The sequence below is a fragment of the Pantoea sp. EABMAA-21 genome, assembly GCF_030053335.1.
Classification (GTDB): Bacteria; Pseudomonadota; Gammaproteobacteria; order Enterobacterales; family Enterobacteriaceae; genus Pantoea; species Pantoea communis.
Genome location: NZ_JASGBX010000006.1, coordinates 21,222 through 42,253, shown reverse-complemented (window position 1 = coordinate 42,253; position 21,032 = coordinate 21,222). Strand labels below are relative to the sequence as shown.

Genomic DNA, 21,032 nt, shown 5'->3' with positions numbered 1-21,032 from the left:
TCATTTTAACGGGTTACGCGGGTGTGGCGCGCACGGGAATGCCGCTCACAAGCTCGATTGAAGAGACTATGCTTAATAAAGCAACAGTAAAAAACAGCACGAGATGATTATCCCTGCAAAACAAGAGGTTGAAGTGGTATCTGATATCACTACCATAGGGGGATAGCCTGAAAAGGCCCAGACTTACGAGGTAGCACTATGTCATCAGTAAATGCAGCTTCCTTTTCACCCGACGATTTCGTCTGGAAAGGGCTTACGCTGACCGAATCGGCAGCGAAACAGATTCTTAACCTGGTTGAGGCGGATCCTGAAGTTAAGGGCCTTAGATTGGGTGTGAAGCAGTCCGGCTGTGCCGGTTTTGGGTACGTTATGGATCTGACAAAAGAGCCAGCCGATGACGACCTGACGTTTGAGCAATTCGGCGCAAAATTATTTGTGCCTCTTCAGGCTATGCCGTTTGTTGACGGTACCGAACTGGATTATGTCCGTGAAGGCCTGAACCAGATTTTTAAATTCAACAACCCTAAAGCTCAGCACGCCTGCGGGTGCGGTGAGAGCTTTGGCGTCGAGTAAGTAAAATGTCACGACACAGCGAAGCATCTGACGATGTACAAACGTGGGAAGGTAGCCTGAATTATAAAGAAGGCTTCTTTACCCAGTTGCAAACCGACGAATTGGCACACGGTATCAATGAAGATGTGGTGCGTGCGATTTCGGCCAAACGTAACGAACCTGAGTGGATGCTGGAATTCCGCCTCAAGGCTTTCCGTGCCTGGTTAGAGATGGAAGAGCCACACTGGTTGAAAGCTAACTACGCCTCACTCGATTATCAGGACTACAGCTACTATTCCGCGCCGTCTTGCGGCAATTGCGATGATAGCTGCGCGTCTGAACCGGGTGCGAAGCAAACCTCTGGCAGCGTCGCGTCAAGCGATTACCTGACCAAAGAAGTGGAAGACGCTTTCAATCAGTTAGGTGTTCCGGTACGTGAAGGACGTGAAGTCGCGGTTGATGCGATTTTTGACTCCGTATCCGTTTCCACCACCTACCGTGACAAACTGGCTGAGCAAGGCATTATCTTCTGCTCATTCGGCGAAGCGATTCACGATCATCCAGAGCTGGTGCAGAAGTATCTCGGTACTGTGGTTCCCCACAACGATAACTTCTTCGCGGCATTGAACTCTGCTGTGGCTTCAGACGGGACTTTTGTCTACATTCCTAAAGGCGTGCGTTGCCCGATGGAGCTGTCGACTTATTTCCGTATCAACGCGGCAAAAACCGGTCAGTTCGAACGTACCATTCTGATCGCCGATGAAGACAGCTATGTCAGCTATATCGAAGGCTGCTCAGCCCCGGTGCGTGACACCTACCAGCTGCACGCCGCAGTGGTTGAGGTGATCATCCACAAAAATGCCGAAGTGAAATACTCCACCGTACAGAACTGGTTCCCGGGCGGTGAAGGCGAGGGCGGTATCCTCAACTTCGTGACCAAGCGTGCGCTGTGTGAAGGCGACCACAGCAAGATGTCCTGGACGCAGTCTGAGACCGGTTCAGCCATCACCTGGAAATACCCAAGCTGCATTTTGCGCGGTGACTATTCCGTGGGTGAGTTCTACTCCGTGGCGCTGACCAGCGGCCGTCAGCAGGCGGATACCGGCACCAAGATGATCCACATTGGTAAGAACACCAAGTCGACCATCATCTCGAAAGGGATCTCTGCCGGTAAGAGTGAGAACACCTATCGTGGTCTGGTGAAAATCATGCCAACCGCGACCAACGCGCGTAACTTCACCCAGTGTGACTCGATGCTGATTGGTGCCGAATGCGGTGCGCACACCTTCCCATATGTGGAAACGCGCAACAACACGGCACAGCTGGAACATGAAGCCACGACCTCGCGTATTGGTGAAGACCAGATGTTCTACTGCCTTCAGCGCGGCATTAGCGAAGAAGATGCGATCTCAATGATCGTCAACGGCTTCTGCAAAGACGTTTTCTCCGAGCTGCCACTGGAATTCGCCGTGGAAGCGCAAAAACTGTTGGCTATCAGCCTTGAGCACAGTGTGGGCTGATGCCACACGCGTTGCCGGAAGCAATGTGAAGGAAAGAGTATGTTAAGCATTAAAGATTTACAGGTTAGCGTTGAAGACAAAGAGATTTTGCGCGGTCTGAACCTTGAAGTGAAACCAGGCGAAGTCCACGCCATCATGGGCCCTAACGGCTCAGGTAAAAGTACCCTGTCTGCAACGCTGGCAGGTCGTGAAGATTACGAAGTGACCGGTGGTTCTGTCAGCTTCCATGGCAAAGACCTGCTTGAGCTGGAGCCAGAAGAGCGCTCGGGCGAAGGCATCTTCATGGCGTTCCAGTATCCGGTTGAAATCCCGGGCGTCAGCAACCAATTTTTCCTGCAGACCTCTGTGAATGCGGTGCGCAAATACCGTGAGCAGGAAGAGCTGGATCGTTTTGATTTCCAGGACTTCATCGAAGACAAAATTAAACTGCTGAAGATGCCTGAAGATCTGCTGACCCGTTCAGTGAACGTCGGCTTCTCCGGGGGTGAGAAGAAGCGTAACGACATCCTGCAGATGGCTGCTCTTGAGCCAGAACTGTGCATCCTGGATGAAACCGACTCCGGTCTGGATATCGATGCGCTGAAAATCGTCGCTGAAGGCGTTAACAGCCTGCGTGACGGTAAGCGTTCATTCATTATCGTGACCCACTACCAGCGCATCCTGGATTACATCAAGCCAGATCACGTGCACGTGCTGTATCAGGGCAAAATCGTTAAGTCTGGCGATTTCTCGCTGGTTAAACAGCTGGAGGAGCAAGGCTATGGCTGGCTTACCGACGAAGAGTGATAACGCCCTGCAACAGTGGCATCACCTGTTTGAATCGCGCGGTGAGGTGCGTTCTCTGCAGGCACAGCAGCACTGGCAGCAATTAATGCGTGTCGGCTTGCCGACCCGTAAGCATGAAAACTGGAAATACACCGCGCTGGATGGCCTGTTCGCCAACCAGTTCGTGTTGCCAGAAACGCAGACCGTGACGGCGGAACAGGTTGCTGAGCTGGCGCTACCGGTGGATGCGGTGCGTCTGGTGTTTGTTGATGGCCGCTTCCAGCCTGAGCTGAGCGCGCGCGACACCGATCTGTTTGACGTGCAGCACAGCCGTGCGGCTGAACGCCGCCCGTTGCCGGCTGCGGTGCAGCCAGAAGTGTTCCTGCATCTCACCGAAAGCCTGGCGGAAGAAGTGACTTCCATTCGTCTGGCGCGCGGCAAATCGGCGGCACGTCCGCTGTATTTACTGCACATCACCAGCGGCAAAGCCGATGCGCTGAACACCGTTCATCACCGCCATCATCTTGAGCTGGAGCAGAGCGCCGAAGCTGAAGTGATTGAGCATTACGTGACGCTGAACGGTGCGGCCCACTTTACCGGTGCACGCTTTACCTTTGCTGTCGCCGACAATGCTCAGCTGAAACACATCAAGCTGGCGTTTGAAGAGAGCAGCAGCTATCACTTTGCGCACAATGATATTGTGATTGGTCGTGATGCGCAGGTCAGCAGCACCAGCTTCCTGCTGGGTGCTGGCTTGTCTCGTCACAACACCAGCGTGCAGCTCAACGGTGAAAACACCCAGCTGTCACTGAACAGTCTGGTGCTGCCGATCAACGCAGAAGTGGCGGATACCCGCAGCTATCTGGAACACAACAAAGGCTACTGCCTGAGTCGTCAGCTGCACAAAACCATCTCGCGCGATAAAGGCCGTTCGATTTTCAACGGTCACATTAAAGTGGCGAAGCATGCACTGAAAACCGACGGACAGATGACCAACAACAACCTGTTGCTCGGTCGCCTGGCGGAAGTGGATACCAAGCCGCAGCTGGAAATCTATGCGGATGACGTGAAGTGTAGCCATGGTGCGACCATCGGCCGTATCGACGATGAGCAGATGTTCTATCTGCGCTCGCGTGGTATTCCTGAAGATGCCGCACAGCAGATGATTATCCATGCGTTCGCGGCTGAATTGACCGAACTGCTGGAAGAAGAACCGCTGCGCCAGCTGGTGCTGGAACGCATTAGTGCGCGTTTCCCTGGAGTTGAGTTATGACTTTCGATCTCGAACGAATCAGAGCGGAATTTCCGATTCTGAAACGTGAGGTCAACGGACATCCGCTGGCCTACCTTGATAGCGCGGCCAGCGCTCAGCGCCCGCTCGCGGTCATCAATGCGGAAAGTTATTTTTACCAGCACGGCTATGCAGCCGTGCACCGTGGCATTCACTCGCTGAGTGCGCAAGCCACCACCGATATGGAAAACGTGCGCACCCAAGCCTCGCGTTTTCTCAATGCGGCATCGCCCGAAGAGATTATCTTCGTTAAAGGCACCACTGAAGGCATCAATCTGGTGGCCAACAGCTGGGGCGGCAGTCAGCTGCAATCGGGCGATAACATCATCATCACGGAGATGGAGCACCACGCTAATATCGTGCCGTGGCAGATGGTGGCGCAGCGCACCGGGGCTGAAATTCGCGTTCTGCCGCTTAACGAGCAGGGCGAACTGGCTGTTGAGCAGCTGAGCGGGCTGATTGATAGCCGCACGCGCCTGCTGGCAGTGACGCACGTTTCTAACGTGCTCGGTACAGTCAATCCGGTGAAAGCCATCGTGGCGCAGGCGAAAGCCGCGGGTGTTGTCACGCTGGTGGACGGTGCGCAGGCGGTGATGCATCACAAAGTGGATGTGCAGGATATCGATTGCGATTTCTACGTCTCCTCTGGCCATAAAATTTATGGCCCGACCGGTATCGGCGTGTTGTATGCGCGTAAAGCGCTACAGGAGATCATGCCTCCCTGGGAAGGCGGCGGTTCAATGATCGATCAGGTGATGCTGCCAACCGGCACCACCTGGAACACTGCCCCGTGGCGTTTTGAAGCCGGCACACCGAATACCGGTGGCATCATCGGCTTAGGCGCGGCGCTGAACTGGATCAGTGAGCTGGGATTGGATGTCATCAACGAACGTGAGACCTCTCTGATGCGTTACGCATTAGATAAGCTCGCGTCGGTACCCGACCTGATTATCTACGGTCCGGCACAACGCAGTGGCGTGGTGGCATTCAACCTTGGTAAGCATCATGCCTTTGACGTCGGGAGTTTCCTCGATCAATACGGCATTGCCATCCGCACCGGACATCATTGCGCTATGCCTCTGATGCGCCACTATGCGGTGCCCGCAATGTGTCGTGCCTCATTTGCGCTGTATAACAGTGAAGAAGAAGCCGATCGCCTGGCAGCAGGTTTGACGCGTATTCATCGTCTGCTGGGCGGTTGAGCAGATATCAGGAGTTATCCATGGCGAATTTGCCAGAAAAAGAGAAGCTGGTGCGCAACTTTAACCGTTGCGCAAACTGGGAAGAGAAGTATCTCTACATCATTGAACTCGGTGCGAAATTACCAGAATCCTCTGAAAGCTTACAGCAGCCAGAGTATGTGATTTCGGGTTGTCAGAGTCAGGTGTGGATCCGCATGACCCCACAAGCTGATGGCACCATCGCCTTTGAAGGCGACAGTGATGCCGCCATTGTTAAAGGTTTGATTGCGGTAGTATTTAGCCTCTATCAGGGCTTGCAAGCGCAGGAGATTCTCGCGCTGGATGTCGGTCATTGGTTCGCAGAATTAGAGTTGACTCAACACCTCACTCCTACACGTTCTCAAGGATTGGAAGCGATGATTCGCGCGATCCGTCATAACGCTCAAAGCCTCAGCTAAGTTACACTCTCCAGACCCCGGCATGACCGGGGTCTGTTCCATCCGACAAAGAGAAAATTGCATGAAACCAGCGTTACGTTTAGCCGGTGCATTGCTGTTGTCCTGCTTCGGACTTTCTGCACCTGCATTTGCAACGGAATATCCCCTGCCAGCCGATAACAGCCGTTTAATTGGCGAGAATACCCTGACCACTGTCCCTGACGACAAACGGCCCTTAGAGAGCATCGCAGCGCATTATAAGATTGGGATGCTCGGCATGCTGGAGGCCAATCCTGGCGTCGATCCCTGGCTGCCCAAAGCGGGGACGCAACTGACGGTTCCATTACAAATGCTGCTGCCTGATGCACCCCGTGAAGGTATCGTCATCAACCTTGCTGAACTGCGTCTGTATTACTATCCGAAAGGGGAGAATCGCGTGGTGGTGTATCCGATCGGTATTGGCCAGTTGGGCGCCGCGACACCAAGTATGGTCACCAGCATCAGCCAGAAAATCCCCAATCCCACCTGGACGCCTACCGTCAATATCCGCAAACGCTACGCGAAAGAGGGCATCACCTTACCGGGTGTCGTTCCGGCCGGGCCAGACAACCCGATGGGCCTGTTTGCGATGCGTCTGGCGCGCGGTACCGGCCAGTATCTGATCCATGGCACCAACGCCGATTTCGGTATTGGGATGCGCGTGAGCTCAGGCTGTATTCGTTTGCGTCCGGATGATATCGAAGCGCTGTTCAACAGCGTGCCAAAGGGAACGAGGGTGCAGATCGTTAACGAGCCGATCAAGTATGCGGTGGAACCGGATGGCAAGCGTTACGTTGAGGTGCATCAGCCGTTGTCGCGCAATGAGAAGGACGATCCGCAAACCATGCCAATTGCGTTGACTGCGAAATCAAAGGCGTTTATCAATAGTCAGAAGAGTGATACCGCACTGATCAAAGAGGCGATGGCGCGTCGTTCAGGGATGCCTGTACTGGTGAGCAGCGGCGAACCCGTCACGCAGGACACGGTGTTGCCGGATGTGCTGCAAACACAGCAGAGTGGCGCTGGAGCAGGACAAGCGACCATTAGTCAGGCGATGGGTGAGAGCGGCGAGAAACCCTGATTCAGAACCAAAATCAGGACAAAAAAAATGGTGCCACATGGGCACCATTTTTCAAACCAGAACTCTTACTTACGGTAAGAGTGAGCCTGGTTGTCCAGACGCTGGTTAGCGCGAGCTGCGTCATCTTTAGCAGCCTGAACGTCAGAACGGATTGCGTTCACGTCGTTGCTCAGCTGGTCAACTTTAGCGTTCAGAGTCTGAACGTCTGAAGACAGCTGGTCGATTTTAGCGTTGCTTGAGCAACCAGCCAGCAGAGTTGAACCCAGAATTACCGCGCCCAGTACCAGTTTAGTACGATTCATTATTAATACCCTCTAGAATTGAGTTAATCTCCATGTAGCGTTACAAGTATTACACAAAGCTTTTTGAGTTGAGAATAAATTTTTGATGAGAACATGCTTAAATTTGATCGTTCGCTCAAAGAAGCAGCGTTTCGCAGAAGATGATGAAAATATTTAGCTAAAACAGAGAGATTTAATCGGACTAACCTTAATTGTGCGGGATATTGAATAGTTATTATCGATTGGAAAAATCTGGATTTTGTATTAGCGCAAGAATAAAAAAAGCGCCCCGTAAAGGCGCTTTTAAATAAAACTTCAGGCAAAAATCAGAGTACGTGGACTGAAGCGGTGTTGGTCGTGCCACTTGGAACCAGTGCACCTGATACCATCACCACAACGTCGCCTTTCTGTGCATAGCCACTTTCCAGCGCCATTTCCTTGCCAATACGGTAGAAATCATCCGTTGAGGCAATTTCAGTCACCAGACGCGTCTCAACGCCTTTGCTCAGAATCAGCTGGCGTGCGGTAGTCGCATTGGTGGTCAGCGCCAGAATGGTGGCATCCGGGAAGTATTTACGAATCGCTTTGGCAGACTTACCGCCTTCGGTCGCCACCACAATTACTGGGGCTTCCAGCTTTTCTGCTGTTTCCACTGCGCCACGGCACACCGCTTCGGTGATGCGCAGTTTGCGTGAATCCTGCAGCTCGCCAATGCGAGATTTCATCACGCGGTCGGTACGCTCGCAGATAGTGGCCATGATGGTCACAGATTCCAGCGGGTAACGACCCTTAGCACTTTCACCCGACAGCATAACCGCATCAGTACCATCAAGGATGGCGTTCGCCACGTCGCCTGCTTCCGCGCGGGTAGGGCGTGGGTTCTTGATCATCGAATCCAGCATCTGCGTCGCGGTGATGACCACTTTGCGTGCTTTATTACATTTCTTGATCATCATCTTCTGCGCGAAGATCACTTCTTCAACCGGGATCTCAACGCCCAGGTCACCACGTGCAACCATGATGCCGTCAGACGCTTCCAGAATCTCGTCGAAGTTGTTCAGGCCTTCCTGGTTTTCGATTTTAGAGATGATCTGGATATGCTCGCCACCGTGGGCTTTCAGATGCTCACGGATTTCCAGCACATCTGAACGTTTACGGATAAAGGAAGCCGCGACGAAATCAACGCCTTGCTCGCAACCGAAGATCAGGTCACGTTTGTCTTTTTCAGCCAGCGCTGGCAGTTGGATGGAAACGCCAGGCAGGTTAACGCCTTTGTTTTCGCCCAGGTCGCCGTTGTTCAGCACGTTACAAACGACCGTGTTTTCTGTGACTTCAGTAACCTGCATGCCAATCAGGCCATCATCGACCAACACAGTGTTGCCGATTTTCAGGTCTTCGGTGAAGCCTGCATAGGTCACAGCAACACGTTCGCTGTTACCAATCACTGACTGATCGGTGGTGAAAGTGAAAGTCTGGCCGGCTTTTAATGAAACATCGTTGCCGCCTTCCAGTTTCATGGTACGAATTTCAGGACCTTTGGTGTCCAGCAGAATCGCGGCCTGACGACCGGTTTTTTCCATGACGGCGCGCATGTTAGTGATGCGCTGACCATGTTCGGCATAATCCCCGTGTGAGAAGTTCAGGCGCATGACGTTCATGCCCGCTTCCAGCAGTTGAGTCAGCATCTCTTCAGATTCGGTTTTCGGACCGATAGTACAAACAATCTTGGTCTTTTTCATGTCAGGTTTTCTGTAAGTTGTGATGGATGATAGAGGTCGGGATTCGCGGCGTTTGGCAGCGAAGTGAAAATGTGTATGGTGTTGGTTTGGATCGTACAGGAGTAAGAATAGGTGACAGAGGCTAAGCGTGCAGAGAAGTTATGCAGTGCGCGAGGGAACTGGCAGAGCAGTGTTGCGCAAATCATTTGAGTTGTTGGCATAGGCACGTTAGCGCTGAAACCTTTCAGGTGGACAACGCGGCATAGTATAGACGCTAAGTATGCGAAAACCAATATAAAAGCTGAGAGAGAAAACGATGTAGATCAAGGAAAGGGGTGTTGCGCAAAGAGAGAGAAAACAAAAAGTGGTGCGCTCTAATGGACTCGAACCATCGACCCCCACCATGTCAAGGTGGTGCTCTAACCAACTGAGCTAAGAGCGCATTTTAGAAATTTGGTGCGTCCGAGTGGACTCGAACCACCGACCCCCACCATGTCAAGGTGGTGCTCTAACCAACTGAGCTACGGACGCACTTGGTGCGCTCTAATGGACTCGAACCATCGACCCCCACCATGTCAAGGTGGTGCTCTAACCAACTGAGCTAAGAGCGCAACATGCTATCAGGGCGACAGCGGGGACGAATATTAACGGCAGGCCGCGATGCTGGCAAGGGAAAAAATGATTTTCCATGACGACTGACCAGCATCTGTGCGACCCGCTGTTTTTTTAGGCATTGCGGGGGCAAATAACGGCCTGTTCAGCGACTTAGCGGGCCGCGCGCGCCAAAATTATCTGCGCCGGCAAACGTTGCAACCGAAGAATACGCCAAATCATCATCACGGCAGCAGACGTCAGGCCGACAATAAATCCGCACCAGAATCCCGCCGGACCGAGTTGCGGTACCACCCAGTCGGTCAGCGCCAGAATATAACCCACCGGTAAACCCAGTACCCAATAGGCAATCAGGGTGATAAAGAAGATGGAACGCGTATCTTTGTAGCCGCGCAGAATCCCGCTACCAATGACCTGAATGGAATCTGAGAACTGATAGATGGCAGCGAGCAGCATCAGCTGGGCGGCCAGCGTAATCACTTCTGGATTGGCGGTATACAGTGCGGCGATATGTTCACGGAAGGTGATGGTGAAGATCGCTGTGATAGCGGCCATGCTGATACCGACACCTTGTCCCGTCCATGCCGCCACGCGCGCCTGTTCAGTTGACCCCTGCCCAAGACGATAGCCCACGCGGATGGTGGTCGCGACACCGAGTGACAGTGGCAGAACGAACATCAGCGAACTGAAGTTCAGCGCAATCTGATGACCCGCGACTTTGACGATCCCCAGCGGAGAGACCAGCAGTGCCACCACCGCAAACAAGGTGACCTCAAAGAACAGTGCCAGCGCCACCGGTAACCCGAGGGTAAACAGCCGAGACAAGATGACGCGTGAGGGTGGTGACCAGCGGCTGTTCATGCGAATATCGCGCATGCTTGCCATGCGTTTCAGCCAGAAACGCATCACCATAAACATCACCCAGTAAACCGAAGCGGTGGCAACACCACAGCCTACGCCCCCGAGTGCGGGCATACCGAAATGACCGTAAATAAAGACGTAGTTCAGGGGAATGTTAACCAGCAAACCTAAAAAGCCCAGCAGCATGGCTGGCTTGGTTTTTGATAAACCATCGCACTGATTACGCGCCACCTGGAAGAACAGGTAGCCGGGTGCACCCCACAGTAATGCATGGAGATAGCCTTCGGCTTTAGCCGCCAGTTGCGGATCGATATCGTGCATGGCATGAATCAAATAGCCGGCATTCCACAACACCACCATGATCAGCAATGCGACTGCCAATGCCAGCCAGTAACCCTGACGCACTTGTTCCGCGATGCGTTCGCGGCGTCCTGAACCGTTGAATTGCGCAACGGTGGGCGTCAACGCCAGCAGAAGACCATGACCAAACAGAATGGCGGGAAGCCAGATAGAGGTGCCGACAGCAACGGCGGCCATATCCGTGGCGCTCACCGCACCGGCCATAATGGTATCCACAAAACCCATCGCCGTCTGAGCCACCTGAGCAAGGATGACCGGAATCGCGAGGGCCAGCAATTGACGCGCTTCTGTTAAATACTTCTGCACGTAACACCTGCTTAAATTAAGAAGAGAAGAGGGGAGATATCCCCAAAGAATGCGCGGCTAGTGTAGCGGTAGCGCTGCGTTCCACCAAACTTTGATCGCATTTTGTTAAGTTAATTGTGTAAAGTTTGAACTCCGGCAAATTAAACCGCGCTGCTCAAGCTGTGATAAACTGGCGCAAACTTCGCAGAGGCTGAGAGTATGTTTACTGGAATTGTGCAGGGCACGGCCGAAATTATCGCCGTAGAAGAAAAAGAGTTGTTTCGTACCCATATCGTACGTCTGCCGGAAGAACTTTTACCGGGATTAGCGTTGGGCGCCTCGGTGGCGCACAACGGCTGCTGCCTGACGGTGACGGCGATTGAGGGCGATCGCGTGAGCTTCGACCTTATCAAAGAAACCCTGCGCATTACCAACCTGGGTGAATTAGCGGTGGGCGATGTGGTGAATATTGAGCGCGCGGCGAAGTTCAGTGACGAAATTGGCGGACATTTAATGTCTGGCCATATTATGACCACAGCAGAAATCTGCAAAATCATCCAGTCTGAAAATAACCGTGAAGTGTGGTTTAAATTACAGGATGCTTCTCAGATCAAATATATCCTGCATAAAGGTTTCGTCGGTATCGATGGCATCAGCCTGACCGTGGGTGACGTCACTAAAAGCAAATTCTGTGTGCACCTGATTCCGGAAACGCTGGAGCGCACCACGCTGGGTGCGAAAAAACTGGGGCACAAAGTGAACATTGAGATCGATCCCCATACTCAGGCGATTGTCGAGACGGTGGAACGCGTTTTGGCCCAACGTGAAGCCGCGGCTATCGCGCTGGCGCAAGCCGCAGACGCTGAGTAATCCAATAATAAAAGGCGCCGCGGCGCCTTTTTAAATTCTCATCTTTGATTACCGTGCAACGCGTAAACCACCTTCTTTACCGCGACTGAATACCACCTGCCACAATTGGATGTCACGCGCGCGGAAAGCGCCGGCGCAAGCATTGAGATAATAACTAAACATCCGTTTAAAGCGATCGCCGTATTTTTCTTCCAGTTGCGGCCAGGTCTTCTGGAATCGTTCATGCCATGCCATCAGGGTGGTGTCATAATCCGCACCAAAATTATGCCAGTCTTCCATAATAAAATGCTTCTCGCTGGCATCAGCAATTTGACGCACAGACGGTAAACACCCGTTGGGGAAGATATATTTATCAATCCAGGGATCCACATTCATATCGGTGGTGATGGCACCAATGGTGTGCAGTAAAAATATGCCGTCTGGTTTGAGATTGCGATCGGCAACGTCAAAATAAGTGGCATAGTTTTTCGGCCCCACGTGTTCGAACATGCCGACGGATACAATGCGATCGAACTGCAAATTCAAATCACGGTAATCCTGCAGCAAAATGGTCACGTCCAGCCCTTCACAGCGCTGCTGAGCTAACTTCTGCTGCTCAGCCGAGATGGTGACGCCATGCACTTTGACACCATAATTGCGCGCGGCAAATTCAGCCAGTCCGCCCCAGCCGCAGCCGATATCCAGCAACGTCATGCCGGGTTCAAGCTGCAATTTGCGGCAGATCATATCCAGCTTGGCATACTGAGCCTGTTCCAGTGTTTCAGCGTCTTTCCAGTAACCGCAGGAGTACTGCATAAAGGGATCGAGCATCAGTGAAAAAAGATCGTTACCGAGATCGTAATGTTCTTTCCCGACAATCCAGGCGCGTTTCTTAGACTGTAAATTGGTTAAACGCGCGGCCGCAATACGCAAGGTATCTTTAAAATGACGTGGGAGTTGTTTATCCAGATGTTGTTGCAGAACGCGATGGAAAAAGACATCCAATTGTTCGCAATCCCACCAGCCATCCATATAACTTTCACCCAGACCTAGCGATCCTTCCTGCAAAACACGTTTAAAAAAATCCGGATGCTTGACCTGAATATCCCAGGGGCGTGTGCCATTGACTGCAACATCAGCGCGTTCCAGTAATTCGTTGACGATGCGAAACCAGTGGTTTTCTTCAAGGCTCACTTCTTCTATACACGATGAACTCATAGCTTCTCCATCACCCTTCCGATTTGAACCTGTGGAAATAATAGTCAATTTCCTAAGGCCTGTGAGAGAACTCACGGAAAATCCGTGCGCCAGATATCCGACGTTTTACAGAGGCATGAATCTGAATAGAAATGTCTGGCACCAATCAGGAGAGGAGATCGTGCAGACGCCATCCCAGCGACAGGGTCGCTTAAAATTAATGCAATTATGTTATTGATTTGTTGCAGAAATGCTGACCCACTGAGTATATGCTCACGTGGGTCAATATTCAACGGGTTATCGTTAGTTTGCTAACGATAATCGTTGCATCAGTGATTATCTTCGCAGGGACGGGAGGTGTGAGCAATATCACTTTGTGCGTTTAAGCTGCGTTGCCAGATGAAGCCAGCCCAGGCCAGCACGACAGTGGCGACCATCACCAGTGTGGTGTTATATAGCGCGTGTTGTAATCCGGCAGAGACCAACAGGCTGGCGATAAAGCACAAACCCAGTTGCAGCAGATTTTGCAAACCTGCGGCTTTGCCCGTGGCGTGCGGAAAAGGCGCTAATGCGCTGGAAACCACAATCGGGTAAATGGCGCCATTGGCCAGTGCCATGCCACAGAAAGGCAGCAGCAGAGCAATCAACGAAGGCGCAGGCAGCATCGCGACGACAAACAGACTTAATATGCTCAGGCTGTAAAGCACCAACAGCCACGGCAGCAGTTGCGATCCTTGATATCGGCTCAGCATCGCGCGGCAACCAAAGCCACCAATCAAAAACGCGATGGTTTGCGGAATATAGCTCAGACCAATATCGGCGGGAGTTAAACCCGCAGACGCCAGGATAAACGGCGAACCGGTTAGCCAGGCAAAGAAACTGGCAGAACAGGCAGAGTAGATCAGCACGTTGCCGCTGTAGACACGTGTGGAGAGCAGATTCAGCCAGCCGGGTTGCGGAGCATTATCTGCTTTGGCTTTTTTAGGCGCAGCAAGCTGCAGCGTGCCGATGACCAGCAGCACGGCAATGATCGTCAGCACGACAAAGATACTGCGCCAGTGGAAATGGCCCATCAGCCATGCACCTAACAAAGGTGCCAGCGCAGGAGAAAGGGCAACCAGTGGCATTATGGTAGCAAAAACTTTATTGGCCTGGGCTTTGGGGTAGCGATCGACCACCAGTGCCTGCCAGCTGACCGCGGCGGCGCACACGCCAACCGCCTGCACAAAGCGCAGTGCCAGCATCATATTGACGTCCGTCACCCATAACATCCCCAGGCAACCCAGGGCAAAAATCGTCAAACCTGCCAATAAAATGGGTTTACGTCCAAAGCGATCTGACAACGGTCCCCAGAATACCTGGGCGCAGGCAAAACCACCGAGAAATAGACTGAGGCTGGCGCTGATGGTGCCCGGCGCGGTGGCGAAGTCACGCTGCATATCGCCAAAAGCAGGCAGATACATATCCGTAGCGAGGAAGCCGAGCATGCTGAGCACGGCAAGATAGGGCATAAATCCTTTTGACGACAACATAGTAATTCTCATTGGCAGATTGAACGTCGGGGAGTGTAAAAGAGTGCGTCATTCTTTGTGAAACGCTAATATTTGCGCAGTGCTGTTAAAATTTTTGAAGGCAAAAGTATGTGGTCTGAGTATGCGCTGGAAGTAGTGGACGCCGTCGCGCGCAATGGCAGTTTCAGCGCAGCGGCGCAGGAATTACATCGCGTGCCCTCTGCCGTCAGCTATACGGTGCGTCAGCTGGAAACCTGGCTGGCCGTGCCGTTATTTGAGCGTCAGCACCGTGAGGTGGTGTTAACCCCTGCAGGCGAGCATTTTGTGCGTGAAGGGCGATCTGTTATCAAAAAAATGCTGGCAACCCGCAGGCAATGCCAGCAACTGGCGAATGGCTGGCGCGGACAGCTAAGTATTGCCGTGGATTGCATTGTAAAACCCCAGCGTACCCGACAACTGGTAAAGGATTTTTACCGTCATTTCCCGGATATGGAATTGATCATCAGCTACGAGGTATTTAACGGTGTATGGGATGCCTTAGCGGACGGGCGGGTCGATGTGGCGATTGGCGCCACCCAGGCGATTCCGGTGGGTGGACGTTTTGCCTTTCAGGATATGGGTGCCCTCAACTGGCGTTGTGTGGTCAGTCCCGACCATCCTCTGGCCGCGAGTACCGACCTCAATGAAGAAGTGTTGCGTGCCTGGCCATCGCTGGTGCTGGAAGATACGTCCCGCGCATTACCGAGACGCATGACCTGGACGCTGGATAATCAGCGACGTCTGGTGGTGCCAGAGTGGGAAACAGGGATGGATTGTTTGCAGGCGGGATTGTGCGTGGGCATGGTGCCAGGCCACCTGGCGCGGCCATTATTGGATAAGGGTGCGTTGGTCGAGCTATCACTGCCGCAGCCGTTTCCGGAAAGTCCCTGCTGCGTCAGTTGGTCAGAACAGCGTGCGTCACCCGCGCTGGAGTGGTTACTCGTCTATCTTGGCGATGCTGAAACGCTGAACCACGAGTGGCTCAGCGAAAATCAGCTTTAACGGCGGTAATCACGGAACGGGCCGTCCGCCACGGAGCGCCGCTCAATCAGTGTAGGCTGGACCTCAATGGTTTGCGGCTCTTCGCGTTTGCTGGTGATGCGATCCAGCAGCATTTCCAGCGCTTTTTTGCCCAACTCCGCTTTCGGCTGGTGAACTGTGGTGAGCGCAGGGGTGAAGTAGCGCGCGTTGCGCACGTTATCATAGCCAATCACGGAGATGTCCTGCGGCACGCGCAGTCCCATCTCATCGGCGGCACAGATCGCGCCCATCGCCATGATATCGCCCCCGCAGAACACGGCGGTCGGACGCTGTTTCTGATTAAGGATCTGCTGCATCGCCTGATAACCCGATTCTGGCTCGAAGTCGCCCTGAACAACCCATTCAGACCGCACGGTCACACCGCCTTCGCTCATCGCCTGCAGGAAGCCCGCATGGCGCCCGCCGCCGGTGTTGCGCTCCATTTGACCCGGAATCGCACCGATATCTCGGTGACCGCGCTCGATAAGGTAGCGTCCAGCCAGGTAACCCCCCTGGAAGGCGTTATCCTGTACGGTATCGGTGAAGTCGCCGCGAGATGCGCCCCAGTCCATCACGACCATCGGAATGTTGCGGTTGTCTTCCAGCATCTGCAGCAAATCGTCAGGATACTCGGAGCACATGACTAACAGACCATCCACACGCTTTTGCGCCATCATCGACAGGTAAGCGCGCTGCTTTTGCAAATCGTTATGTGCGTTGCCCAGAATCAAGGTATAGCCGCGTTCGAAACAGTGGTTCTCAACCGCTTCGATAATTTCGGCAAAGTAGGGCGCTTCGCTGGAAGTGGCTAACAGTCCCAGCGTTTTGGTGTGATTCACCTTCAAACTACGCGCAACGGCGCTCGGCGAATAGTGCAGCTCTTTAATCGCTTCCCATACGGCGTTACGCGTTTCCTCTGCAACAAAACGCGTTTTGTTGATGACATGCGAAACGGTGGTGGTAGATACACCCGCGCGTTTCGCTACATCTTTAATTGTTGCCATGAAAAAGGTACTCCCCGGCTTATCGCAACTTACTGATAAGTATATTGTTAAACGTTTGCGTCTGCGAAGGGTTTTATGCCCTAAAAGGGGGGGCAAATCTGCCGTTTCAGGCAGGGAAAATCACTTCAGCAGGCTGTAAATACAGCATGCGCAAAATCAGTTGCGCAACGAAAGGCGGCGATTCTAGCAAGCCAGCGCGGATAAGACGAGATTTTTGCCCACCGCTGTGCGAAAATTGTTTTAACCCTAATAAATGTGTGACTAAGGAGTAGTGATGAGTACAGATTTAAAGCTGGCGCTAATGACCACGGTTGGCGCACTGTTGATGATTATTGCGTTTAGCTTCACCGCCATTCTTCATTAATTCAAAGCGCATCAATAAAAAAAGCCGGCACTGATTAAGCGTCCGGCTTTTTTTGTGGCGAGAGCCACAGGATGTTGCGCAACAATTAGCGAATAGTTTTTGGAGTCATCATACGGCGCGCACCGACATAGTGTTTCTGCCAGTAGTCTTCGCCCAATGCGCTAATCTGAATGTCTTTACCGGTGCGGGGTGACTGAATGAATTTACCGTTGCCGAGGTAAACACCCACATGATCGGCAGTCCCGCGATTATTGATGCGGAAGAATACCAAATCCCCTTTCTCCAGCATCTCACGCTTAATGGGCGCGGCATCGTGCAGGTGATACATCTCATTCGCCGTGCGTGGGAATTTGTATTTGACGAGATCTTTATAGGCATACCAGACCAAACCACTGCAATCGAAACCGGTATGGGGTGAGGTGCCACCCCACTGGTAAGGCTTGCCCAGTTGTCCCATCAACTTCGTCATCGCGGTTTCGCGTGCCTTTTGGTAGCGCAGGCGGTGGGATTTGCTCATCTTGATGCCAGTGAGTCCCTGAACTTCATCGTCCACATCTGGGGACTTTTTCGCGAGGCGTTGATGGCCATACTTTTTCAATGGCGACTTCAGCAGGGATTTTTTGCGGCTGGATTTGTTTAAGGCGGTTTCGGTTTTACTCTGCTTTTTCAGCTTGAGCTTCTGCACGGTGGTCAGGCGAGACTTTTTAGCCGTTGTTTTAACCGGGCGTCGCTTGCGGCGCTCATCTTCACGCGCACTTTTTTTCTCAGCATTATGCAAACTGGCATTAATCGGGGCATGCTGAGAAGCAGAAGCCACGTTAAAGAACAGTTGGGCAAAAGCCAGTATGAAAAGCGTAATCAGTAAACGCATAGTCCGGTTACAGGTTAAGCAGTCTGGCAAAAAGCAGGCTGCGGCAGAGTAAGAGAAATCTGATCAACGATCAGCGCCGAAGCAATTCTAATCCACTTTTTTTCTAAAAGGTAAGGCCTTTTTCTATTAATCTGTTACCAGGCAAATAATGTCGCTAAATTGAGCGATTTCAGCTGTTTAACGCAGCGAAATTATTGCTAATTATTAATTTGTTCATGCTTACTAATGATAGGAAAATGTTATCTGTACACTCAGCACTTAACAAACATGGCGATCAGCCGGTCGGTAACGCAAAATCCCGTTTTCAGTGCGGGGCTGAAGTCGCTACAATAAACAAACACGAAGTGAAGGATTAAGGAAGGCAATAATGAGTACTGTTGAAAAAATTCAGCGCCAGATCGCAGAAAACCCGATTCTGTTATACATGAAAGGTTCCCCGAAACTGCCAAGCTGCGGTTTCTCTGCACAGGCTGTGCAGGCGCTTTCTGCCTGTGGTGAGCGCTTCGCGTATGTGGATATTCTGCAAAACCCGGATATCCGTGCAGAATTGCCAAAATACGCTAACTGGCCGACTTTCCCGCAATTGTGGGTGGATGGCGAGCTGGTCGGCGGTTGCGACATTATCGTTGAGATGTTCCAGCGTGGCGAATTGCAGCCGCTGGTGAAAGAAACCGCTGAGAAGTATAAAGAAGCGGAATAATTGCGAAGGCCGACACATGTCGGCCTTTTCTTTGCGTACTCATCCGGAAATCAGCCAATCAGCCAATCAGCCAATCAGGCAGAGGCATCGTCTTCAGCCTGTTCTTCACTGAAAGCCAGTGGCCAACCCCCCAAACGTTTCCAGCGATTCACCAACTCACAGAACAGCGTGGCCGTTTGCTCGGTGTCGTACAGCGCGGAGTGCGCCTGCGTGCTATCAAACTCCATCCCCGCCGCTTTGCAGGCTTTTGCCAATACCGTCTGTCCCAACACCAAACCGCTCAGTGCCGCGGTATCAAAGGTCGCAAACGGATGGAAGGGATTACGCTTCAGGCTGGCGCGTTCGGCGGCGGCCATCACAAAGTTCAAATCGAAAGTTGCATTGTGCGCCACGATAATGGCGCGATTACAGCCATGATCTTTGGTGCCTTTGCGCACCATCTTGAAGATAGCATGCAGCGCTTCGTATTCGCTCACCGCGCCGCGTAAAGGGTTGGAGGGATCGATACCGGTAAACGCCAGCGCCGCAGGATTCAGGATCGCGCCTTCGAACGGCTCAACGTGAAAGTGCAGGGTTTCATCACGGTGTAACCAACCGTCCTCATCCATCTTGAGCGTGGTGGCCGCAATTTCCAGCAGTGCATCGGTTTGCGCGTTAAAGCCGGCGGTTTCGACGTCAATAACCACAGGATAAAAACCACGGAAGCGTTGATGAAGAGCGTTTAAGGCGTTCGATTCAGACATCAGGATCTCATAGCAAGAAATGGGGCAGCGCGCATTATGGCAAAAATTACAGGAGGGTGCAGCAGGAGAGGGAAGTCAGCCTGCAAATTAGCAGACTGACTAACGGCATCAGTGACCGAGGCCGTGACCAGCGTGTTTGTTTTCGATCAGCTCGATTTTGTAGCCATCGGGATCTTCAACAAAGGCAATAATGGTGGTGCCGCCTTTTACCGGACCGGCTTCACGCGTCACGTTGCCACCGACACTGCGGATGCGCTCGCAGGTCTCAGCGACGTTATCGACGCCCAGCGCGATATGACCATAAGCATTACCGAGGTCGTACTTGTCCACGCCCCAGTTGTAGGTCAGTTCGATCACCGCGCCTTCACTCTCTTCGGTGTAACCCACGAAAGCCAGGGTGTATTTGTATTCGGTGTTTTCGCTCTGACGCAGTACGCGCATGCCCAGCACACGGGTATAAAAATCGATAGAACGTTGCAGATCGCCAACGCGTAACATGGTGTGAAGTAAACGCATAACATCCTCTTTTGAAAAGTCATCAGGGAATGACAAAGACTAGCAAGTATAGCCAGTTAATGCCCTGAAGAAACAGCACTGCCGCACATCCGGTGCGGCAGCTTGATTCTTACAGGCTTGGATAATCCGTATAGCCTTCAGCGCCGCCGCCGTAGAAGCTTTCCGGACGCTGTGGATTCAGCGGTGCGTCTTGCTGCAGACGCTCAACCAGATCCGGGTTAGCAATAAAGTCGCGACCAAAGGCCACGGCATCAATCAAGCCACGTGCAATCAGGTCGTCAGCTTTCTCAACGCTGTAAGCACCCGCACCGATGATTACGCCTGGGAACAGCGCACGAACTTTTGCACGGAAAGCATCGCTGTAAGGCTGGCCACCGGCCCAGTCTGGTTCAGACAGGTGCAGATACGCGAGACCACGCTGGCCCAGCTCGGAGATGTACCACAACGCGGCAGCTTCTTCATCGGCACCATTTTCCAGATTCTGGAAGGCTCCGATTGGCGAGATGCGAATGCCGATACGATCGGCAGACCAGTTAGCAATCGCCGCATCCACCACTTCCAGCGCGAATCGACCGCGTTTCTCAATCGAACCACCGTATTCATCGGTACGCTGGTTGGAACCCGGTGCCAGGAACTGGTGCATCAGGTAGCCGTGGGCAGAATGCAGCTCCAGCAGGTCGAAATCGGCTTCACGCGCGTTTGCCGCCGCCTGACCGAAATCTTTTACGATCTGCTGAATTTCCGCCACGCTCAATTCACGCGGCAGGGAGGTATCTTCACGGTAAACAGTGCCATCTTCAGCACGCAATGAGGTACGCGTGCCCGCAGCCAGAGCTGAGGGTGCAACAGGCGCTTTGCCTTCCGGCTGAACGCTGTTATGCGAGATACGGCCGGTGTGCCACAGTTGCACCGCGCTGTGACCTTTCGCCGCATGAATGCTTTCGTTGATCACTTTCCACGCGGCAATTTGCTGCTGAGTATGCAAACCCGGTGCACCAGCATAACCTTTCGCCTGGAAAGAGATCTGCGTTGCTTCAGTAATGATCAGACCGGCGCTGGCGCGCTGCTGATAATATTCCGCCATCAGCGGGGTTGGGATGTCGCCCGGCTCAATGCTGCGCAGACGCGTCAGCGGTGCCATAAATACACGGTTAGGTACGGTAATCGCGCCCACTTTGAGTGGGGAAAACAGCTGTTTACTCGCCATGATGACTCCTATAAGTAGACCGGTCGTC

At 52.7% G+C, this 21,032-nt stretch carries 21 protein-coding genes and 3 tRNA genes; 11 read left to right on the top strand and 13 right to left on the bottom strand.

Annotated elements, in window-relative coordinates:
* Window positions 1-198: 198 nt before the first annotated feature.
* The 7 genes from sufA to QMZ65_RS10555 all read left to right on the top strand — a co-directional run bounded on the left by sufA (window position 199) and on the right by QMZ65_RS10555 (window position 6,866).
* On the top strand, window positions 199-573 hold the full coding sequence (sufA, locus tag QMZ65_RS10585; RefSeq protein ID WP_038647312.1) for a Fe-S cluster assembly scaffold SufA: 375 nt from the start codon (window positions 199-201) through the stop codon (window positions 571-573).
* A gap of 5 nt (window positions 574-578) precedes the next feature.
* On the top strand, window positions 579-2,072 hold the full coding sequence (gene sufB / locus QMZ65_RS10580; protein WP_038647310.1) for a Fe-S cluster assembly protein SufB: 1,494 nt from the start codon (window positions 579-581) through the stop codon (window positions 2,070-2,072).
* A gap of 39 nt (window positions 2,073-2,111) precedes the next feature.
* Window positions 2,112-2,858 (top strand): Fe-S cluster assembly ATPase SufC, encoded by a 747-nt coding sequence (gene sufC / locus QMZ65_RS10575; RefSeq protein WP_283215956.1) that lies wholly within the window; start codon window positions 2,112-2,114, stop codon window positions 2,856-2,858.
* A complete protein-coding gene (gene sufD / locus QMZ65_RS10570; protein WP_283215955.1) occupies window positions 2,833-4,110 on the top strand; it encodes a Fe-S cluster assembly protein SufD in 1,278 nt (425 codons plus the stop codon). Before sufC ends, sufD begins: the two co-directional genes overlap by 26 nt.
* The gene (gene sufS, locus QMZ65_RS10565; RefSeq protein ID WP_283215954.1) at window positions 4,107-5,330 is read left to right on the top strand and encodes a cysteine desulfurase SufS; all 1,224 of its coding nucleotides are present in this window, start codon (window positions 4,107-4,109) and stop codon (window positions 5,328-5,330) included. Before sufD ends, sufS begins: the two co-directional genes overlap by 4 nt.
* 20 nt (window positions 5,331-5,350) lie before the next feature.
* Window positions 5,351-5,767 carry a cysteine desulfuration protein SufE gene (gene sufE, locus QMZ65_RS10560; RefSeq protein ID WP_038647304.1) on the top strand — a complete coding sequence of 139 codons (417 nt, stop codon included), beginning with the start codon at window positions 5,351-5,353 and terminating at the stop codon, window positions 5,765-5,767.
* Between the two features lie 61 nt (window positions 5,768-5,828).
* Window positions 5,829-6,866, top strand: coding sequence for a L,D-transpeptidase family protein (locus QMZ65_RS10555; protein ID WP_160868156.1), 1,038 nt, complete (start codon window positions 5,829-5,831; stop codon window positions 6,864-6,866).
* A gap of 65 nt (window positions 6,867-6,931) precedes the next feature.
* Here QMZ65_RS10555 and QMZ65_RS10550 read toward each other — a convergent pair whose 3' ends face one another.
* The 6 genes from QMZ65_RS10550 to QMZ65_RS10525 form a co-directional block, all read right to left on the bottom strand.
* Window positions 6,932-7,168, bottom strand: a complete 237-nt coding sequence (locus QMZ65_RS10550) for a major outer membrane lipoprotein (protein ID WP_007374746.1) — start codon at window positions 7,166-7,168, stop codon at window positions 6,932-6,934.
* Between the two features lie 305 nt (window positions 7,169-7,473).
* Entirely contained in the window at window positions 7,474-8,886 is a 1,413-nt protein-coding gene (gene pykF / locus QMZ65_RS10545) for a pyruvate kinase PykF (RefSeq protein WP_034821670.1), read from the bottom strand.
* A 344-nt stretch (window positions 8,887-9,230) separates the two neighbouring features.
* Window positions 9,231-9,307: transfer RNA gene (locus QMZ65_RS10540), tRNA-Val, on the bottom strand.
* A 12-nt stretch (window positions 9,308-9,319) separates the two neighbouring features.
* Window positions 9,320-9,396 (bottom strand) — tRNA-Val (locus QMZ65_RS10535).
* 3 nt (window positions 9,397-9,399) lie between these two features.
* A tRNA-Val gene (locus QMZ65_RS10530) sits at window positions 9,400-9,476 on the bottom strand.
* A 154-nt stretch (window positions 9,477-9,630) separates the two neighbouring features.
* Window positions 9,631-11,004 carry an MATE family efflux transporter gene (locus QMZ65_RS10525; RefSeq protein ID WP_058959751.1) on the bottom strand — a complete coding sequence of 458 codons (1,374 nt, stop codon included), beginning with the start codon at window positions 11,002-11,004 and terminating at the stop codon, window positions 9,631-9,633.
* Between the two features lie 198 nt (window positions 11,005-11,202).
* Between QMZ65_RS10525 and QMZ65_RS10520 the strand changes: the two genes are divergently transcribed.
* Window positions 11,203-11,853: a riboflavin synthase gene (locus QMZ65_RS10520; protein WP_034821656.1), complete on the top strand. Its 651-nt coding sequence runs from the start codon at window positions 11,203-11,205 to the stop codon at window positions 11,851-11,853.
* A gap of 48 nt (window positions 11,854-11,901) precedes the next feature.
* Here the strand turns inward: QMZ65_RS10520 and cfa are convergent, their stop codons facing one another.
* Both cfa and punC read right to left on the bottom strand, forming a co-directional pair.
* Window positions 11,902-13,050 (bottom strand): cyclopropane fatty acyl phospholipid synthase, encoded by a 1,149-nt coding sequence (gene cfa, locus QMZ65_RS10515; RefSeq protein WP_034821653.1) that lies wholly within the window; start codon window positions 13,048-13,050, stop codon window positions 11,902-11,904.
* Between the two features lie 308 nt (window positions 13,051-13,358).
* Complete coding sequence (gene punC, locus QMZ65_RS10510) at window positions 13,359-14,561, bottom strand: purine nucleoside transporter PunC (RefSeq protein ID WP_283215953.1); 1,203 nt, start codon at window positions 14,559-14,561, stop codon at window positions 13,359-13,361.
* Between the two features lie 108 nt (window positions 14,562-14,669).
* On the opposite strand from punC, the gene punR reads away from it, so the two are divergent.
* Entirely contained in the window at window positions 14,670-15,581 is a 912-nt protein-coding gene (gene punR, locus QMZ65_RS10505; RefSeq protein ID WP_160834600.1) for a DNA-binding transcriptional activator PunR, read from the top strand.
* Here punR and purR read toward each other — a convergent pair.
* On the bottom strand, window positions 15,578-16,603 hold the full coding sequence (gene purR, locus QMZ65_RS10500) for an HTH-type transcriptional repressor PurR (RefSeq protein ID WP_283215952.1): 1,026 nt from the start codon (window positions 16,601-16,603) through the stop codon (window positions 15,578-15,580). The two genes, punR and purR, sit on opposite strands and share 4 nt — an antisense overlap.
* Before the next feature lie 274 nt (window positions 16,604-16,877).
* On the opposite strand from purR, the gene cydH reads away from it, so the two are divergent.
* Window positions 16,878-16,967: a cytochrome bd-I oxidase subunit CydH gene (gene cydH, locus QMZ65_RS10495; protein ID WP_097119278.1), complete on the top strand. Its 90-nt coding sequence runs from the start codon at window positions 16,878-16,880 to the stop codon at window positions 16,965-16,967.
* Between the two features lie 85 nt (window positions 16,968-17,052).
* Here the strand turns inward: cydH and QMZ65_RS10490 are convergent, their stop codons facing one another.
* Window positions 17,053-17,838 carry a C40 family peptidase gene (locus tag QMZ65_RS10490; protein WP_045834204.1) on the bottom strand — a complete coding sequence of 262 codons (786 nt, stop codon included), beginning with the start codon at window positions 17,836-17,838 and terminating at the stop codon, window positions 17,053-17,055.
* Between the two features lie 364 nt (window positions 17,839-18,202).
* Between QMZ65_RS10490 and QMZ65_RS10485 the strand changes: the two genes are divergently transcribed.
* Entirely contained in the window at window positions 18,203-18,538 is a 336-nt protein-coding gene (locus QMZ65_RS10485) for a Grx4 family monothiol glutaredoxin (protein ID WP_176505800.1), read from the top strand.
* A 74-nt stretch (window positions 18,539-18,612) separates the two neighbouring features.
* Here QMZ65_RS10485 and rnt read toward each other — a convergent pair whose 3' ends face one another.
* The 3 genes from rnt to QMZ65_RS10470 form a co-directional block, all read right to left on the bottom strand.
* Window positions 18,613-19,281, bottom strand: coding sequence for a ribonuclease T (rnt, locus tag QMZ65_RS10480; protein WP_160834601.1), 669 nt, complete (start codon window positions 19,279-19,281; stop codon window positions 18,613-18,615).
* A gap of 108 nt (window positions 19,282-19,389) precedes the next feature.
* Window positions 19,390-19,797 carry a lactoylglutathione lyase gene (gloA, locus tag QMZ65_RS10475; protein ID WP_034821634.1) on the bottom strand — a complete coding sequence of 136 codons (408 nt, stop codon included), beginning with the start codon at window positions 19,795-19,797 and terminating at the stop codon, window positions 19,390-19,392.
* A 109-nt stretch (window positions 19,798-19,906) separates the two neighbouring features.
* The gene (locus QMZ65_RS10470; protein WP_058959756.1) at window positions 19,907-21,004 is read right to left on the bottom strand and encodes an alkene reductase; all 1,098 of its coding nucleotides are present in this window, start codon (window positions 21,002-21,004) and stop codon (window positions 19,907-19,909) included.
* Between the last annotated feature and the right edge of the window lie 28 nt (window positions 21,005-21,032).

What these genes read in the sequence shown, in the direction of transcription:
- QMZ65_RS10520 (WP_034821656.1), top strand. Translation starts at nt 11,203, where the DNA reads ATGTTTACTGGAATTGTGCAGGGCACGGCCGAAATTATCGCCGTAGAA.
- pykF (WP_034821670.1), bottom strand. Translation starts at nt 8,886, where the DNA reads ATGAAAAAGACCAAGATTGTTTGTACTATCGGTCCGAAAACCGAATCT.
- QMZ65_RS10550 (WP_007374746.1), bottom strand. Translation starts at nt 7,168, where the DNA reads ATGAATCGTACTAAACTGGTACTGGGCGCGGTAATTCTGGGTTCAACT.
- sufC (WP_283215956.1), top strand. Translation starts at nt 2,112, where the DNA reads ATGTTAAGCATTAAAGATTTACAGGTTAGCGTTGAAGACAAAGAGATT.
- QMZ65_RS10555 (WP_160868156.1), top strand. Translation starts at nt 5,829, where the DNA reads ATGAAACCAGCGTTACGTTTAGCCGGTGCATTGCTGTTGTCCTGCTTC.
- cfa (WP_034821653.1), bottom strand. Translation starts at nt 13,050, where the DNA reads ATGAGTTCATCGTGTATAGAAGAAGTGAGCCTTGAAGAAAACCACTGG.
- punR (WP_160834600.1), top strand. Translation starts at nt 14,670, where the DNA reads ATGTGGTCTGAGTATGCGCTGGAAGTAGTGGACGCCGTCGCGCGCAAT.
- sufE (WP_038647304.1), top strand. Translation starts at nt 5,351, where the DNA reads ATGGCGAATTTGCCAGAAAAAGAGAAGCTGGTGCGCAACTTTAACCGT.
- sufA (WP_038647312.1), top strand. Translation starts at nt 199, where the DNA reads ATGTCATCAGTAAATGCAGCTTCCTTTTCACCCGACGATTTCGTCTGG.
- QMZ65_RS10490 (WP_045834204.1), bottom strand. Translation starts at nt 17,838, where the DNA reads ATGCGTTTACTGATTACGCTTTTCATACTGGCTTTTGCCCAACTGTTC.
- gloA (WP_034821634.1), bottom strand. Translation starts at nt 19,797, where the DNA reads ATGCGTTTACTTCACACCATGTTACGCGTTGGCGATCTGCAACGTTCT.
- sufS (WP_283215954.1), top strand. Translation starts at nt 4,107, where the DNA reads ATGACTTTCGATCTCGAACGAATCAGAGCGGAATTTCCGATTCTGAAA.
- punC (WP_283215953.1), bottom strand. Translation starts at nt 14,561, where the DNA reads ATGTTGTCGTCAAAAGGATTTATGCCCTATCTTGCCGTGCTCAGCATG.
- rnt (WP_160834601.1), bottom strand. Translation starts at nt 19,281, where the DNA reads ATGTCTGAATCGAACGCCTTAAACGCTCTTCATCAACGCTTCCGTGGT.
- sufB (WP_038647310.1), top strand. Translation starts at nt 579, where the DNA reads ATGTCACGACACAGCGAAGCATCTGACGATGTACAAACGTGGGAAGGT.
- QMZ65_RS10470 (WP_058959756.1), bottom strand. Translation starts at nt 21,004, where the DNA reads ATGGCGAGTAAACAGCTGTTTTCCCCACTCAAAGTGGGCGCGATTACC.
- purR (WP_283215952.1), bottom strand. Translation starts at nt 16,603, where the DNA reads ATGGCAACAATTAAAGATGTAGCGAAACGCGCGGGTGTATCTACCACC.
- cydH (WP_097119278.1), top strand. Translation starts at nt 16,878, where the DNA reads ATGAGTACAGATTTAAAGCTGGCGCTAATGACCACGGTTGGCGCACTG.
- sufD (WP_283215955.1), top strand. Translation starts at nt 2,833, where the DNA reads ATGGCTGGCTTACCGACGAAGAGTGATAACGCCCTGCAACAGTGGCAT.